Raw genomic sequence first — 16,745 nt, 5'->3', positions numbered from 1 at the left:
CGTGTTTATACCTAGTTGGTATAGCAATAGTCGTTCCATAATTTAATTTTAATATTAAACATATGGTTAGGTTTGTTATTGCTAAACTGAAGTGAATACATTCTCAAATTGCATCGTGTTCATTGCAAATTGCAACAGTGTCATCCATAGTGATTATGTGGCGTAAAATCAAATGCTTTAATGGATAGTGACTTAAAGGAGCAAGAATTTGTCTTTTAGATTAAAAACAATTTTAGGCATTGCATTGATTGAAGGCGTGCTGCTGCTTTTATTGGTTTATACCAGTGTCAGTTATCTTAAAGAATTGAATCAGACTGAAATAGAGAAGCGTGCTCAGCTCACGGTGAGTTTATTTTCAGTTGCTGCTAAAGAGGCACTAATTGAGATCGATAAATCTAAACTTACTGATTTAGCTAAAGAGCTTAGCCGTCAGCAAGAAATTGATTACTTATACATCTACCATAAACATGATTTGATTGTCTCTATGCATAAAGAGGTTGGTATTCCAAAGTGGAATTTGGCTCGACCTCTGAATGATACCGTGCACGATCATACTTTCAATATTTCTATACCTTTAAGTCATGATAGTCATGGGATTGGTATGATTGAGATGGGGTTTGACCGCTCTAACTTTGACCAATTGCTTATCCAGGCTTCTACTCGATTTTTCTCCATTGCTGGCCTTGAAATATTGCTGGTGGCGTTATTTTCTTGGTTACTGGGTGTTTACTTAACTCGAAATTTATCTCAGTTACAAAAGGCATCTAAATTAATTTTAAATGGCCAAAAAGGGGTTCAAATACCGGTTTCGGGGCATGATGAAATTGCTCAAACCGCTGTGGCTTTTAACCAGATGGTGCTAAATATTGATGCTCGAACCAATGCATTGACGGGGGCGAACATTCGACTTAATACCATTTTAGAATCGGCAGCAGATGGCTTTGTTATTATCGATGTAGATGGCGTGATTACTGAAATAAACCAGTCGGTTATCAGATTATTTGGTTACAGTAGGGACGAGTTGATTGGGCAGAACGTCGCCAAGTTAATGCCGATGCACGAGCGTCATATGCATGATGGTTATATGAAACGTTATTTAGACGGCGGCAAACCGAAAATTATCGGTACTGGACGAGAGCTTAAAGCACAGCATAAAGAGGGTCATCAGTTCCCAGTAGAATTATCGATTTCAAAAATGGTGATTGACGATGAAATATTCTTTCTAGGTTTATTAAAAGATCTTACCGCAATCAAACAAAACCAAGAGGCTGCAGCAAGAACTCAATCGATATTACTTGCTACCCTTGAAGCCAGCCAAGATGCTTTGATCACCATTGATATTACAGGCAGGGTGCAAGAGTTTAATACTGCTGCGGTCACGCTTTTTGGTTTTACTCGTGATGAAGTGATGGGTAAACACTTAGAAGATTTAATAATTCCGCAAGCTTTTCAACAAGCCCATAAAAAAGGTATGGAACATTACCGTAAAACGGCGCAGGGCGCGGTGTTGCATAAACGTGTCGAGGTTCCTGCACATAACAAAGCTGGCGAAGAGTTCCCAATCGAACTGAGGGTTATTCCTATTCAATTAGGTGATGACATTTTATTTACAGCATTCGTGCGTAATATTTCAGAGCAGAAGTCTAAGGAAGAAGAATTACGCTTGGCCAAAGAGCAAGCCGAAGCGGGCAGTAAAGCTAAATCACGCTTTTTGGCGACCATGAGCCATGAAATTCGTTCGCCATTAAACGCGGTGCTAGGCAGTGTTGAGCTTTTACTTGATTCCACATTGCAAAAAGAGCAGCGAATTTACGCGACTACCGCCAAAGAAGCGGGTGATGCGCTATTAAATACCATTAACGATATTCTCGATTTTTCTAAAATTGAAGCGGGACAGATGGTGTTGGAGTCGCGTGAATTTGAACCTGACAAATTAGTGGCCCAAGTACTACAGATTCTGGCAAGCAAAGCGCTTGAAAAAGGCGTTCACCTAGCCAGCTTTATTAATCGCAATGTGCCACAAACACTGGTGGGTGATCCACAAAGGCTGCGTCAAGTTATCCATAACCTGGTGGATAACGCAATTAAATTCTCAAGCTCAGGTTGTATTACGGTTGAAGTTTGGATTCCTGACAGCCATAAGGAACGAGTTGAATTATGTTGTGCCATTACAGATCAAGGTATAGGCATTAGTAAAGATGCCCAAGACAAGTTGTTTGCTGAGTTCTCACAGGTTCATGATACCCACACAACCAACTATAAAGGCAGTGGTTTAGGTTTAGCGATTTGTGCCGAATTAGTCCGAATGATGGACGGCAGCATATCTGTTGAAAGTGAGTTAGGCACAGGAAGTCGCTTTAATGTGTTAGTCACTCTAGATGAAAGCACTGAAAGTAATAGTCATTATGTGCGATTACCTGAACATTCAAGAGTGTTAGTCATTCATCCTGATAAGCTGCTGTGTCAATTAGTTAAAAAGCAGTATGTACAATATGGTGTTGAAACTATTTATATTCACGATGTGACCGAAATATATAAGCTTTCAAATGTCCGTGGCCGATTTGATCTTATTTTACTGGATGATTCTTGCATGATGTCAGTTGATGCGAAGTTACTGAGGGTATTGAATCAGGACGTCTTGTTCCCTCATGGAGTATTAGCAGCTTTGAGTACTGGTGTTAATACGCAAATATCACAATTTTTAAGCGACATGGGAATTGAGCAAGTTGTCAACAAACCCTTAAGCAGAGCCATGCTATTAAATCTAATCAGTGGTGCTACTCAAGAAAGTCATATTGAAATTGAACAAGAGGAAAAGCCGATTTTTCCGCCCAATAGTAAAATTCTATTGGCTGAAGACAGCCCCGCAAATCAAATGGTTGCTGGCACCATGTTGGCTAAGCATGGTGCATTTTTAGATTATGCGAATAATGGCGTCGAAGCGGTTCAAATGGCACTAGCGAATGATTATGACATTATTTTAATGGATATCCGTATGCCAGAAATGGATGGACTAGAAGCCGCCAGTAAAATTTTGCAGCATAAACCTCAACAATTTATTTTGGCGATGACGGCTAACGTATTTAAAGAAGAGCTAGAGGCATGTAGTCAAGTGGGAATGCTCGACTTTATTGGCAAACCTGTGAATGGCAAAATGCTGATTCAGAGTGTCGCCCAGTGGTTACACAAAGCTAAAATACACCAAGAAAATTTAAAGGTATCTCCGAGTGTAAACCATTCTATGGGACTGGAGCTTACACCTGATTTTAAGCGTGATATTAACGATAAAGCAGAAGCAGAAGCAGAAGCAGAAGCAGAAGCAGAAGCAGAAGCAATCAAACCATTAACAAGCGTAGCTCCCGCTGAAAATAGCAATGAGCAAAATACTAATGCGCAATTTGATAATGCACCTTTAATAGATATCAAGGTTATTGGAAGTTTACTCGATGTGATCGGCGAGCCAAGCTTACATAAAATGTTGGATGTTTTTTGCCAAGAAACACAAATGCGCATTGATACTTTGCGTCGCATCAATTTAGTGGATGAATTGGCTAAAGTAGAAGATGAAGCGCATACCCTAAAAAGTAGTTCGGGCAGTTTTGGGGCCGCAAGATTGTATGAGGTAGCCAAAGTTTTAGAAGCTGCAGCCAGAAACCAACAGCTGCCGATTGAGCCACTTATTGCGGATACATTGAATATTGCGGAGCAAAGTATCAGTGCACTTAAACAAGCTTATCTTTTGAAAAATAAACCTTAAATATATAAAGGAATATTATGGGATTTCGAGTCATTTTAGTTGAAGACAGCATGTCGCTAGGCGCGTTATATACTGAATACTTGTGCAGCGAAGGAGCCGATGTCACTTTGGTGCAGTTCGGCGCCGATGCAATAAAAGAAATTGACCGACAACCGCCAGATTTACTCATTTTAGATATCAAACTGCCTGATATGTCAGGCATGGATATTCTGTTGCAAGTTCAGCAAAGCCACCCAGAAATAACGGTAATTATGATAACGGCCCATGGCACAATAGATATTGCCGTTGACGCCATGCGCTCTGGAGCGTTTGATTTTCTAGTTAAACCCTTTGACAGTAAGCGTCTAGCCATCACGGTGCGAAATGCGATGAAGCAACGCCAATTGGTTAAGTTAGTCTCTCAATATGAGAACAGTTTACCCAAAGCTAATTACCAAGGATTTATTGGTGAGTCATTGGCAATGCAAACCGTTTATAAAACTATTGATTGTGTGGCAAACAGTAAAGCGTCGGTATTTATATTTGGTGAAAGCGGCACTGGTAAGGAGGTTTGCGCACAAGCGATTCACAATGCTGGCAATCGTAAAAATAAGGCATTTATTGCGTTAAACTGTGCCTCTATTCCTAAGGACCTGATTGAAAGCCAAATATTTGGCCATACCAAAGGGGCATTTACTGGCGCAGTGAGTCAACGTGATGGCGCAGCGAGTCAGGCTGATGGCGGAACATTATTTTTAGATGAAATCTGTGAAATGGATTTAGAACTACAAAGTAAATTGTTGCGCTTTATTCAAACCGGAGTATTTCGCCGAGTAGGTGGCTCAAAAGATGAAAAAGTAGATGTGAGGTTTGTCAGTGCCACTAATAAAGATCCTTGGCAACAAGTGCAAGACGGCTTGTTTAGAGAGGATTTGTATTATCGCTTGCACGTCATTCCCATTGAGTTACCCCCGCTAAATCAACGTGGTAAAGATATTCTGTTAATTGCTAATAAACTGCTCTGGCAATACGCTAAAGAAGAAGGTAAGCCCTTTAAAGGGTTTAATCACGCAGCACAAAAAGTGCTGAGTGAATATCACTGGCCTGGCAATGTTAGGCAGCTACAAAATGTGATCCGGCAAATAGTGGTGCTCAATGATGCAGCTGAAGTTGATATTGATATGCTCCCAGCACGCATTGTGAAGGATGGAAAACTGAGCGTAGCAGCGCCAGCCTCCGCCAATACTCGGGTGATGGAACAAGCTAGCGCATCTTTAACGGCTGCCCATGACACTGTGGCGGATATTCAACATGATCCCAATGCAACGACAGAGCAAGTAATTGAGCCATTGTGGAAAACTGAAAAGCGTACAATAGAAAGTGCTATTGATTTATGTGAAGGGAATATTCCTAAAGCCGCAGCAATGTTAGATATCAGTCCATCGACGATTTATCGTAAAAAACAATCCTGGGATGAAATGGAGCAGGTATAACTAACCTTATTTGTTCAACGATTATCTGTAATAAAAAGCCTGCAATACTTAGCAGGCTTTTTTATTGGTGGCTGTTAGAGGCTTAGCTGTGGTATTGCTCACAGGCATACAGAGTGTTTTCAAGCAAACTGGCAATCGTCATAGGGCCAACGCCACCGGGTACTGGCGTAATGTGTGCCGCATTTTGAGCTGCTACGTCATATTGTACGTCACCAACTAAGCTGCCATTGTCTAAACGGTTAATTCCCACATCGATCACAATCGCACCTGGTTTTATCCATTCTCCAGGAATAAATCCTGGCTTACCTACGGCAACAACAACAAGATCAGCTTGACGTACTTTCTGCTCAAGGTTTTTGGTAAAACGATGACAAGTCGTGGTGGTACATCCAGCTAATAACAATTCTAATGTCATTGGTCGGCCAACAATATTAGATGCGCCAACAACGGTGGCGTCTAAACCATAGGTGTCAATACCCGTAGATTTGATCAGCGTCATAATTCCCATTGGGGTACAAGAGCGTAAAACCGGAATACGCTGTGCTAGGCGACCAACATTATAAGGGTGAAACCCATCAACATCCTTATCAGGACGAATATGCTCAATCACTTTAGAGTCATCAATATGAGCAGGTAAAGGTAACTGTACTAAGATGCCGTCGATGGCAGGATCCTCATTACACTTATCAATTAATGCTAAAAGCTCTGCTTCTGTTGTTGATACATCAAGGTCAAAAGATTGCGATTGAAAACCGACTTCTTCGCAGGCCTTACGCTTACTGCCAACGTAGACTTGAGACGCAGCATCGCAGCCGACTAAGATCACCGCCAGCCCTGGTACCCGGAGTCCAGCTTCTTTACGAGCGTTAACTTTCTGTTTAAGGGTGCTGCGAATAGATTGTGCAATGGCTTTACCGTCAATAATTTGAGCAGTCATGGCTGTAGAGGTTCCTTAGAGTGACGCGGTATAGATTGATGAAGTTAATCGGACGCTATTCTAACAGGCGTATGAAAGTGTGTCATTTGCTTCACTAGGAAAATACAGTGAATAAACTATTCGCGCTATGATGCTAATCACCTTTTTGCTGCTTAAATCAACACACAGATAATTAGCTAAAAAAAATCGTTGACGATCGCAAGGTGACTCGTTAAGATGCGCTCCGTTCTTGAGACTATATAGAACGTTTATATCGGTGATTAGCGCAGCCCGGTAGCGCATCTCGTTTGGGACGAGAGGGTCAGAGGTTCGAATCCTCTATCACCGACCAAATTTAAATGATTTGTGTGAAATAATCTTAAACGGTTAAATGAGCAGGGATCATAGGTTCGAATTCTCGCTTTTTTACAACTGCGTGGTCGACCAAATTTCATTATTTGCTTAAATAAGATTTTTGCGGATAATATAACAAGCAAGATAGCTTGTTAAGCCAGACAGGATACAGCGAATGCTGTGCCATGCGCCCGTAGCTCAGTTGGATAGAGCACCCGCCTTCTAAGCGGGTGGTCGCAGGTTCGAATCCTGCCGGGCGTACCATTTCAATGGTGATTGTAGCTCAGTTGGTAGAGTCCCGGATTGTGATTCCGGTTGTCGTGGGTTCGAGCCCCATCAGTCACCCCATTATTCCAAAGCGATTTTTGCATCAGTCAAAATCAATTTGATGAAATAGTTGCACATTATTCGTGCGATTGTATTAAAAGCGACCTTAGGTCGCTTTTTTTATGTCTTAAAACCCACTATTGATGCTCGACTATGCAAAAAACGCTCGCTATAATGTCGCGTCTTGATAAATATCAATTATGAGCTACTAGTGCCAACAGCGTCTTCAGCATCACTAAATCGCTGTGCTGGGTCTTCTAGTCAAAATCCATGGTCAAGAAACGAATACTTAATAGTTGAGATATCGACTATTACAAAGGACGTTAGACATATTTCGAGGTAAAACAATGCAAGTTTCTGTTGAAACAACTCAAGGCCTAGAGCGTCGCCTAACCATTTCTGTTCCTGCTGAACAAATTGAAAAAGTGGTAAAAGACAACTTATTACGTGAAGCTAAACGTGCACGTATTCCAGGTTTCCGTCCTGGTAAAGTACCTGCTTCAGTAATTGAAAAACGTTATGGCGCAGCTATTCGTCAAGACGTTACTGGCGAAATCATGCAACGCAACTTCATTGAAGCTATTGTCGCTGAAAAATTAAACCCAGCGGGTGCGCCAGTTTTTGCTCCTGGTAAAGTAGAAGGCGAGAACTTTGAGTTCGTAGCAACTTTCGAAATTTACCCAGAAGTGACATTAACAGGCTTAGATTCAATCACTGTTGAACAACCTAAAGCTGAAGTTAATGACGCTGATGTTGATGCAATGATTGAAACTTTACGTAAGCAACACGCAACTTATGCGCCTGTTGAGCGTGAAGCAGCTGATGGCGATAAAGTGAAAATGAACTTTGTTGGCAGCGTTGATGGTGAAGAGTTTGATGGCGGTAAAGCTGATGACTTCGAACTTCAATTAGGCAGTAACCGTATGATCCCTGGATTTGAAACCGGTATTTTAGGTCACAAAACAGGTGAAGAATTCGAAATCGAAGTGTCATTCCCTGAAGATTACCACGCTGAAAACTTAAAAGGTAAAGCGGCTAAGTTCGTTATTACTTTAACTGAAGTTCAAGCGGCTAACCTTCCTGAAGTTAACGATGAATTCGCTTCACTATTCGGTATTGCTGATGGTGGCTTAGATGCACTTAAAGCTGAAATCCGTAAAAATATGTCTCGTGAACTTGAGCAAGCGTTAAAAGCTAACGTTAAAGAGCAAGTGATCACTGGCTTATTAGCTGCTAACGACATCACAATTCCATCTGCATTAGTTGATGGTGAAGTGAACGTTCTTCGTCAGCAAGCTATGCAACGTTTTGGCGGCGACGCTAAAAACATGCCTGAATTACCAGCTGACTTGTTCACAGAACAAGCTGAGCGTCGTGTGAAGATTGGTTTACTATTAGGTGAAGTAATCAAAACTAACGAGCTAAAAGCTGAAGATACTCGCGTTAATGCATTAATCGAATCAATGGCTTCTGCTTATGAAGATCCATCTGAAGTTGTTGCTTACTACAATGGCAACAAAGAACTGATGCAAAACATGCGTAACGTTGCTTTAGAAGAGCAAGCGGTTGAAGCTTTACTTAAAACTGCAAAAGTAACCGTTAAAGACGTCGCTTTTGAAGAATTTATGAACAAGGCTACCGGTCGCGCATAACCTTAGCTTGACTTAACAAGCGGTTCGCCATTTATAATGGCTCGTATGAGGTTCTCATACGAGCCATTTTTTATTTTAGGGAAATGAATAATGTTTAAAGCGCCAGAATCTGTACTTAATGCTCTTGTACCTATGGTTGTTGAACAAACCGCTAAAGGTGAACGTTCATACGATATCTACTCTCGTTTATTAAAAGAGCGCGTGATCTTTTTAGTAGGCCAAGTTGAAGAGCACATGGCTAATCTGATTGTGGCTCAACTATTGTTCCTAGAGTCAGAAAGCCCAGACAAAGATATTTATTTATATATTAATTCGCCAGGTGGTTCGGTCACAGCAGGCATGGCGATATATGACACTATGCAATTTATCAAGCCAAATGTTAGCACCGTTTGTATGGGTCAAGCATGCAGCATGGGTGCATTTCTACTTGCTGGTGGTGCTAAGGGTAAACGTCATTGTCTACCTAATTCTCGAGTGATGATCCATCAGCCATTAGGCGGTTTCCAGGGCCAAGCATCTGATATCGCTATTCATGCTCAGGAAATCTTAGGCATTAAAAATAAACTGAATGAGATCCTAGCTGAGCACACAGGCCAGCCTATGGAAGTGATTGAGCGTGATACAGACCGTGATAACTTCATGAGTGCTCAGCAAGCAACTGACTACGGCTTAGTTGATTCAGTAATGACATCGCGTAGCTAATACAAGCTGATTTTTTGCTGTGACTAGGTTATTCTTACATTAATTGTGAGAATAACTTGGGTATGCAGCATTCAAAGCATATCGACAAGCAGAGCTCAGACGTAAGGTCTAGGCTGCAACCAGAGGTAGAATAATGGGCGATAACAAAAATAACGGTGACAGCACAAAGCTGCTGTACTGCTCTTTTTGCGGAAAAAGCCAACATGAAGTCAGAAAGCTGATTGCTGGCCCATCGGTATATGTATGCGATGAGTGTGTGGAATTGTGTAATGACATTATCCGTGAAGAAATCAAAGAGATTTCTCCTAAGCGTGATGATGACAAATTACCTACGCCGCATGAATTACGTAATCACTTAGATGACTATGTTATTGGCCAAGATAAAGCTAAAAAAGTCTTAGCTGTCGCGGTATACAATCACTACAAACGTCTTAAAAATGCGTCTCCCAAAGATGGCGTAGAATTAGGTAAAAGTAATATTTTGCTCATTGGCCCAACGGGCAGTGGTAAAACATTATTAGCCGAAACCTTAGCGCGCTCGCTAAATGTGCCGTTTACTATGGCAGATGCTACCACGTTAACCGAAGCCGGTTATGTGGGCGAGGACGTTGAAAACATCATTCAAAAGTTACTGCAAAAATGCGACTACGATGTGGAAAAAGCACAACGTGGCATAGTCTATATCGACGAGATTGATAAAATCAGCCGTAAGTCTGACAACCCATCAATTACCCGTGATGTGTCAGGTGAGGGCGTTCAGCAGGCTTTGCTTAAGTTGATTGAAGGAACTGTTGCATCAGTGCCTCCTCAAGGTGGGCGCAAGCATCCTCAGCAGGAGTTTTTACAGGTTGATACCTCTAAAATCCTATTCATCTGCGGTGGGGCATTTGCAGGCCTTGAGAAAGTGATTGAACAGCGTGCCCATACGGGTACAGGTATTGGTTTTGGTGCCGAAGTTAAAGGTGAGGCTGATAAAGCCACGATTTCTGAAACCTTAGGGCAAGTTGAACCTGGAGACTTAGTTAAATTTGGTTTAATCCCAGAGTTTATCGGACGTTTGCCTGTGGTAGCAACATTGACTGAATTAGACGAAGATGCGTTAATTCAGATTTTATCTCAGCCTAAAAATGCGCTAACTAAGCAGTATGCCGCATTATTTGAGATGGAAAATGTTGAGCTTGAATTCCGTGATGATGCATTGAAAGCCATTGCTAACAAAGCCATGAACCGTAAAACTGGTGCTCGTGGTTTACGTTCAATTGTTGAAAGTATCTTGCTTGACACTATGTACGATATTCCTTCACAAGACGGTGTTGTTAAAGCCGTTGTTGATGAGTCAGTCGTTAAAGGTGAATCAGCCCCTATTCTGATTTATGAAAATAATGAAGCTCAGGCTGTATCTGGCGAACAATAAATGTACAGCTAGGTAATAAGTTGAAAAATAAGGAGTCCATTGGGCTCCTTTTTTCGTATTGACCATTGAAACTGAGTACATGACCCCAATATACTCAGTAATAAGTCTTTTCATGAAACGGAATCGAGCCATGACCCAAGAGCGTGAAGCGCATATCGAACTCCCCGTATTACCCCTACGTGATGTAGTGGTATATCCCCATATGGTTATTCCGCTATTCGTCGGACGGGAAAAATCTATTCGTTGCTTAGAGTCAGCAATGGAACAAGACAAACAAATTCTATTAGTCGCACAACGAGATGCCGATCTTGATGAGCCAACAAAAGACGATATTTTTGATATCGGCACAGTTGCCTCTATTTTGCAGCTGTTAAAACTACCTGACGGTACTGTTAAAGTGCTCGTAGAAGGTGGTCAACGCGCTAAAATTACTCGTTATACTCAAGATGAAGCCTTTTTTGTTGCAACAGCTGAATACTTAGAATCTGAATCTCTGGCAGAAAAAGAAGAAGAAGTGCTTGTTCGCAGTGCTATCGGCCAGTTTGAGGGTTACATCAAATTAAATAAGAAAATTCCTCCAGAAGTACTGACTTCGTTAACCGGAATTGATGAAGCGGCTCGTTTAGCTGACACTATGGCAGCTCACATGCCTCTTAAGCTTGAAGACAAACAGTCTGTGCTTGAGATGATCAATGTTGGTGAGCGATTAGAATACCTGATGGCTATGATGGAAGCGGAAATTGACTTGTTGCAAGTTGAGAAGCGCATTCGCACCCGTGTTAAAAAGCAGATGGAAAAAAGTCAGCGTGAGTACTATTTGAATGAGCAAATGAAAGCCATTCAAAAAGAGCTTGGCGATATTGATGAAAGCCATGACGAATTTGAAGTATTAGGCAAAAAGATTGAAGAGTCAGGCATGCCAAAAGATGCCAAAGACAAAGCCAGTGCTGAATTGAATAAGTTAAAAATGATGTCACCAATGTCAGCAGAAGCCACGGTTGTGCGTAGCTATGTTGATTGGATGACGTCAGTACCTTGGAAGAAACGTTCAAAAATTAAACGTGATTTGGCCAAGGCGCAAGACGTATTAGATACCGATCATCACGGTCTTGAAAAAGTAAAAGAACGTATTTTGGAATATTTGGCGGTTCAAAGCCGAGTTAAGCAATTAAAAGGGCCGATTTTATGCTTAGTCGGGCCACCGGGTGTGGGTAAAACTTCACTTGGTCAGTCTATTGCTAAAGCGACTGGCCGCGAATATGTGCGTGTTGCATTAGGTGGCGTGCGTGATGAAGCTGAAATTCGCGGACATCGTCGTACTTACATTGGTTCTATGCCAGGTAAAATCATCCAAAAAATGGCTAAAGTGGGCGTTAAAAACCCATTATTCCTTTTAGATGAAATTGATAAAATGAGCTCAGATATGCGTGGCGATCCATCGTCAGCATTACTTGAGGTATTAGATCCAGAGCAAAATGCGACATTCAACGACCACTATTTAGAAGTGGATTATGATTTGTCAGACGTAATGTTTGTTGCAACGTCTAACTCAATGGACATTCCCGGTCCTTTATTAGACCGTATGGAAGTGATCCGTTTATCTGGCTATACCGAAGATGAAAAACTTAATATTGCTAAACAGCACTTACTGACAAAGCAGATTGAGCGCAACGGCTTAAAAGCGAAAGAAATTAAAGTAGATGACAGTGCCATATTAGGCATCATCCGCTACTACACTCGTGAAGCGGGCGTGCGTTCTTTAGAACGTGAGTTATCTAAAATTTGCCGTAAAGTGGTTAAGCAGATTTTATTAGATAAATCGGTTAAAACCGTAGAAGTTAACCAAGATAACCTGAAATCATTTTTGGGCGTGCAACGATTTGATTACGGTAAAGCAGAATCGAGCAACCAAATTGGCCAGGTCACTGGTTTAGCTTGGACTCAAGTCGGTGGAGATTTACTTACTATCGAAGCAACATCCGTTGCTGGTAAAGGTAAACTTACCTATACCGGTTCGTTAGGCGATGTGATGCAAGAGTCGATTAAAGCGGCAATGACAGTTGTACGGGCTAGGGCTGAACAGTTAGGTATCAATGCTGATTTTTATGAGAAGCGTGATATTCATGTGCACGTGCCAGAAGGCGCTACACCAAAAGATGGTCCTTCAGCAGGTGCGGCGATGTGTACGGCTTTAGTGTCAAGCTTAACTGGTAACCCTGTGCGCAGTGATGTGGCCATGACCGGTGAAATCACTCTTCGAGGTGAGGTTTTACCGATTGGCGGTTTAAAAGAAAAACTACTGGCAGCTCATCGTGGTGGCATTAAACACGTGTTGATCCCCAAAGAAAATGAGCGTGATTTGGAAGAAATTCCACAAAACGTCATAGCAGATTTGAAAATTCATCCAGTTCGTTGGGTTGATGAAGTATTGAAATTAGCGCTTGAACGCCCGGTTGAAGGCTTCGAAGTGGTTAAAAAGTAGCTGTTTAGTAAAAAAAGTGCTCTAGAGCATAAAAAAAGTGAAAAAAGGGGCTTAACAAAACGCTTAGCTGTGGTAGCCTAGGTTTGTGGAGAGTCAGGCACACCAAGCCCTTGGCGCACCTGACTTTGAGCTGTATCCAATTTTTATTTTTTTGGTTTTCTATGAAATTTGACATAGTGTCGAATTTTAAACAAAAAGCCTCCGCAGACCGCTCTAAACATGGATTTGGTTGCGGCGCGACAATAACATTCAAGGGGATGACATGAACAAATCTGAACTAATCGAGAAAATTGCTTCTGGTGCTGATATTTCTAAAGCTGCTGCTGGTCGTGCACTAGATTCATTTATTGCTGCTGTGACTGAAGGCTTAAAAGAAGGCGATAAAATTTCTCTAGTTGGTTTTGGTACATTTGAAGTACGTCAACGTGCTGAGCGTACTGGCCGTAACCCACAAACGGGTAAAGAAATTAAAATTGCTGCTGCGAAGATTCCTGCATTCAAAGCTGGCAAAGCGCTTAAAGACGCTGTTAACTAAGAAATAGTTAATAACGCTGCCTTTATTAAGGCATTCGTAATGTAAGCACTGCTATGGCGGTGCTTTTTACGAAATGAAATATCAATTGTTAAGTCATTGATATTCGGAGTATTGGGTTATACCCTGGGTAGCGTCTGATAACTCCATGTAAACAAGGCGCATCGACAAGAGATGCGCCTTTTTATTTTAGTCGCAACAAGCGAGAATTCAGATGTTAGAAAAAATCCGCGAAGGATCACAGGGAGTTGTTGCTAAAACGATTCTAATTCTTGTGATACTTTCATTTGCTTTTGCTGGTGTCAGTAGCTATTTAGGCTCTAACACTGGTGTTCCAGCTGCTATTGTTAATGGTACTGAAATTCCTGAAGCTGAATTAGAACAAGCTTTCCAAAATGAACGTGCAAGTTTGAAGCAGCAATATGGCGAAATGTTTGATGCCTTATCTGCTGATGACAATTACATGCAAAGTATTAAAGCCAGTGTGTTAGATCGCTTAGTGGCAAATGCTTTGGTTGATCAAGCTGCAAGTGATCTTGGTTTGCGCGTATCAGACGAACAAATAAAACAAGCAATTTTCAGTGAACCGGCTTTTCAAACTGATGGCCAATTTGATAACGATCGTTATCAAGCGGTTTTACGCCAACTAAATTATCAGCCTATAACGTTCCGTAATATGATGCATGTCGATATGACACGTCGTCAGTTATTAAACGCCTTGTTAGGTAGCGACTTTGTCCTAGATGGTGAAGCTAAGCAATTGGCTGAAGTTCAGAATCAAACTCGCGACATTCGTTATATCGCCGTGGATGCAATGCCTTTCCTTGCTACTGCAAACGTGACGGCGGAAGATGCTAAAGCATATTACGACAGTAACTTAACTCAATTTAATAGTCCTGAGCAGGTTAGCCTAGAATATGTTGAGTTAAATGTTAATGATATTGCTAAAGATGTCTCAGTTGATGATGCTGAAATCAGCCAAAATTATGAAGATAATCAAGCACAATACCAAACGCCCGAAAAACGTTTAGCAAGTCACATCTATGCCGCGAGTGGCGATGATGCGGCTGACAAGGCTAAATTAGAAGCCATTGCGGCTCGTATCGCAGCGGGTGAAGATTTTGCTGAATTAGCTAAAACAGAATCAGAAGATCAATTCAGTGCTGAGCAGGGCGGTCAAATTGACTGGTTTGAACAGGGCGTGATGGATCCTGCATTCGATGAAGCGTTATTTGGTCTTGAAAAAGGGCAAGTATCAGGTGTTGTTAAAGGTGAGTTCGGATTCCATATCATCAAATTAGTTGATATTCAGCCAGGTGCTGTAGCTGCGTTTGATGATGTAAAAGATAAAATTATTGCTCAAGTTAAAGAAAAGAAAGCACTAGATATCTTTTATGGTTTACAGACTAAGCTTGCTGATACCAGTTATGAAATTCCTGACACTTTGTTAGATACTGCTAACGCCGTTAAAAAAGAAGTGCAAACAACAGGTTTATTTACCCGTGATAACCCACCGGCTAACTTGAACAAACCTGCACTGGTTAAAGCTGCGTTTTCAGATCAAGTACTGACAAGTGGCATGAACAGCGATGTGATTGAACTTGAGCCTAATCATGTAGTGGTTATTCGTGTTAAGCAGCATCTGGATGCTGGCACTTTGAGTTTCGATAAAGTTGAAACCAACATAGTGCAACGTCTTAAACAAGAGAAAGCCAATGAAACAGCCCGTGAAAAAGCAGCGGGTTACATGACTCAACTAAAAGCGGGTGATTTTGCTCTTACAGATGCTCAACTGATCACTGTGTCTAAATTAGGCCGTTTTAATCAAGACATTGATGCTGCCATTGCCAATAAAGCTTTCAAGATGCCTGCGCCAGAAGCTGGGGCTGTGTCAATTGATACCGCTGCATTAGGTTCAGGATATGCTGTCGTTGTGCTTGATAAAGTTAATGCAGCTGAGACTATTGAAGCAAGTGCATTACAGTCAGTAAAAGAAGGTCTTGCTCGTCAATACGGACAAGCTGATTATCGTGCAGTGATTGATTCTCTTAAAGCGAAAGCAACAATTGAATATCCTGTAGCTGAGTAATTTTGATTAGCAATAATAAGCCAAGGTGATTATGACCTTGGCTTTTTTGTTTCTAAAAATCAGACTTTGTATTTATGATGAAGATTGACTACGTTCCCCTGAACCTTCAAGACGTGAATAATAGTTCGTAGCTTTAACGTAAACATTGATAAAAATAAGGCGCTAATGTGGCTCTAGAACAACAATTTGAGCATGTTTTACAATTCATTGATGAGCATTTAAGTGAAAACCTGTCGCTCGCACTTTTAGCGGACAAAGCTGGGGTTCCAGTTAATCATTTCGAATTTATTTTCCATAGTTTGTATCATACTCAATTCAAGGACTATTTATCATTATTACGCAATATGGAAGCGGCTCAAACCTTAAGTTTTGATAAGTCAGTGGGTATTGAACACGTTGCTCAAATAGCAGGTTATGCCTCAACCACGGCATTTGTTGATGGTTTTACTCTCAGTATTGGTCAAAGCCCTGAATCGTTTAGACAAGCGCCAAACTGGGCCAATTTTTTTGCGAAGCAACAGCCGTTCAAAACGTTCTCAGAAGGGCATGAACAATTAGGCTATTTAGATGCCAATATTCGCGTTGAGACGCTGGAAGAGCTTGAATTGCTGATGATTGAACATCGTGGCCCTGCATTATATGTTTCTCAGTCTATTCAGGCCTTAATTGCGTTTAGAAAAGCACACAGCTTACTGCCATCGCAACAGCGTACATTCAATTTTATTTATTCTTTGCCTCAGGATCACAGCCACAATTATTCAATCGACATTGGTGTAAGTGTATCTCAAGCACAGTTAAGCGCGTTACAGGAGGTATTGTCTGGCTCTGCTCATTTTAAGGTAAAAACATTGCCTAAAGGACGCTATGCGGTGTTATCCCATAATGGTTCTCAAGATGAATTAAACGGTAAAATAAAGTATTTGTATGGCACTTGGCTGACAAAGATGAACTATCAGCTTAGAGAGCAGCCATTAACATTTGAACGCTTTGATATGGGGAATGATGATGAGAATGTTAATCTTAAAATCTATTTAGCAATTACATAAAC

The 16,745-nt window shown here is 41.3% G+C and carries 10 protein-coding genes and 3 tRNA genes; 12 read left to right on the top strand and 1 reads right to left on the bottom strand.

Translation table 11 applies throughout. From position 1 onward, the window contains the following. Positions 1-208 precede the first annotated feature (208 nt). Entirely contained in the window at positions 209-3,757 is a 3,549-nt protein-coding gene (locus NE535_RS12315; RefSeq protein ID WP_261298932.1) for a PAS domain S-box protein, read from the top strand. 17 nt (positions 3,758-3,774) lie between these two features. Continuing rightward, positions 3,775-5,229, top strand: a complete 1,455-nt coding sequence (locus tag NE535_RS12310; RefSeq protein ID WP_261298931.1) for a sigma-54-dependent transcriptional regulator — start codon at positions 3,775-3,777, stop codon at positions 5,227-5,229. Positions 5,230-5,311: 82 nt separating this feature from the next. On the opposite strand, the gene folD is transcribed toward NE535_RS12310, so the two are convergent. Beyond that, entirely contained in the window at positions 5,312-6,166 is an 855-nt protein-coding gene (gene folD / locus NE535_RS12305; protein ID WP_261298930.1) for a bifunctional methylenetetrahydrofolate dehydrogenase/methenyltetrahydrofolate cyclohydrolase FolD, read from the bottom strand. Positions 6,167-6,420: 254 nt separating this feature from the next. Here folD and NE535_RS12300 point away from each other — a divergent pair. The 10 genes from NE535_RS12300 to NE535_RS12255 all read left to right on the top strand — a co-directional run bounded on the left by NE535_RS12300 (position 6,421) and on the right by NE535_RS12255 (position 16,743). Continuing rightward, positions 6,421-6,497 (top strand) — tRNA-Pro (locus tag NE535_RS12300). Between the two features lie 189 nt (positions 6,498-6,686). After that, positions 6,687-6,763 (top strand) — tRNA-Arg (locus NE535_RS12295). An 8-nt stretch (positions 6,764-6,771) separates the two neighbouring features. Further along, a tRNA-His gene (locus tag NE535_RS12290) sits at positions 6,772-6,847 on the top strand. Positions 6,848-7,173: 326 nt separating this feature from the next. After that, on the top strand, positions 7,174-8,478 hold the full coding sequence (tig, locus tag NE535_RS12285; RefSeq protein WP_261298929.1) for a trigger factor: 1,305 nt from the start codon (positions 7,174-7,176) through the stop codon (positions 8,476-8,478). Between the two features lie 90 nt (positions 8,479-8,568). After that, the gene (clpP, locus tag NE535_RS12280) at positions 8,569-9,180 is read left to right on the top strand and encodes an ATP-dependent Clp endopeptidase proteolytic subunit ClpP (RefSeq protein ID WP_261298928.1); all 612 of its coding nucleotides are present in this window, start codon (positions 8,569-8,571) and stop codon (positions 9,178-9,180) included. Between the two features lie 133 nt (positions 9,181-9,313). Then, a complete protein-coding gene (gene clpX, locus NE535_RS12275; RefSeq protein ID WP_261298927.1) occupies positions 9,314-10,594 on the top strand; it encodes an ATP-dependent protease ATP-binding subunit ClpX in 1,281 nt (426 codons plus the stop codon). Between the two features lie 130 nt (positions 10,595-10,724). Next, positions 10,725-13,076 (top strand): endopeptidase La, encoded by a 2,352-nt coding sequence (lon, locus tag NE535_RS12270; RefSeq protein ID WP_261298957.1) that lies wholly within the window; start codon positions 10,725-10,727, stop codon positions 13,074-13,076. A gap of 262 nt (positions 13,077-13,338) precedes the next feature. Next, the gene (hupB, locus tag NE535_RS12265) at positions 13,339-13,611 is read left to right on the top strand and encodes a nucleoid-associated protein HU-beta (protein ID WP_261298926.1); all 273 of its coding nucleotides are present in this window, start codon (positions 13,339-13,341) and stop codon (positions 13,609-13,611) included. A gap of 211 nt (positions 13,612-13,822) precedes the next feature. Then, positions 13,823-15,697, top strand: coding sequence for a SurA N-terminal domain-containing protein (locus NE535_RS12260; RefSeq protein ID WP_261298925.1), 1,875 nt, complete (start codon positions 13,823-13,825; stop codon positions 15,695-15,697). Between the two features lie 167 nt (positions 15,698-15,864). Continuing rightward, positions 15,865-16,743, top strand: coding sequence for an AraC family transcriptional regulator (locus NE535_RS12255; protein ID WP_261298924.1), 879 nt, complete (start codon positions 15,865-15,867; stop codon positions 16,741-16,743). Positions 16,744-16,745 lie beyond the last annotated feature (2 nt).

It is taken from the genome of Shewanella holmiensis, assembly GCF_025370255.1.
GTDB lineage: Bacteria > Pseudomonadota > Gammaproteobacteria > Enterobacterales > Shewanellaceae > Shewanella > Shewanella holmiensis.
Note: the sequence above shows the minus strand (reverse complement) of the source record. Positions and strands in the feature narration are given on the sequence as shown.

Bases quoted from the DNA above. Each gene is read 5' to 3' on its own strand.
- clpX (WP_261298927.1), top strand. From the start codon at position 9,314: ATGGGCGATAACAAAAATAACGGTGACAGCACAAAGCTGCTGTACTGC.
- clpP (WP_261298928.1), top strand. From the start codon at position 8,569: ATGTTTAAAGCGCCAGAATCTGTACTTAATGCTCTTGTACCTATGGTT.
- NE535_RS12310 (WP_261298931.1), top strand. From the start codon at position 3,775: ATGGGATTTCGAGTCATTTTAGTTGAAGACAGCATGTCGCTAGGCGCG.
- folD (WP_261298930.1), bottom strand. From the start codon at position 6,166: ATGACTGCTCAAATTATTGACGGTAAAGCCATTGCACAATCTATTCGC.
- hupB (WP_261298926.1), top strand. From the start codon at position 13,339: ATGAACAAATCTGAACTAATCGAGAAAATTGCTTCTGGTGCTGATATT.
- NE535_RS12260 (WP_261298925.1), top strand. From the start codon at position 13,823: ATGTTAGAAAAAATCCGCGAAGGATCACAGGGAGTTGTTGCTAAAACG.
- tig (WP_261298929.1), top strand. From the start codon at position 7,174: ATGCAAGTTTCTGTTGAAACAACTCAAGGCCTAGAGCGTCGCCTAACC.
- lon (WP_261298957.1), top strand. From the start codon at position 10,725: ATGACCCAAGAGCGTGAAGCGCATATCGAACTCCCCGTATTACCCCTA.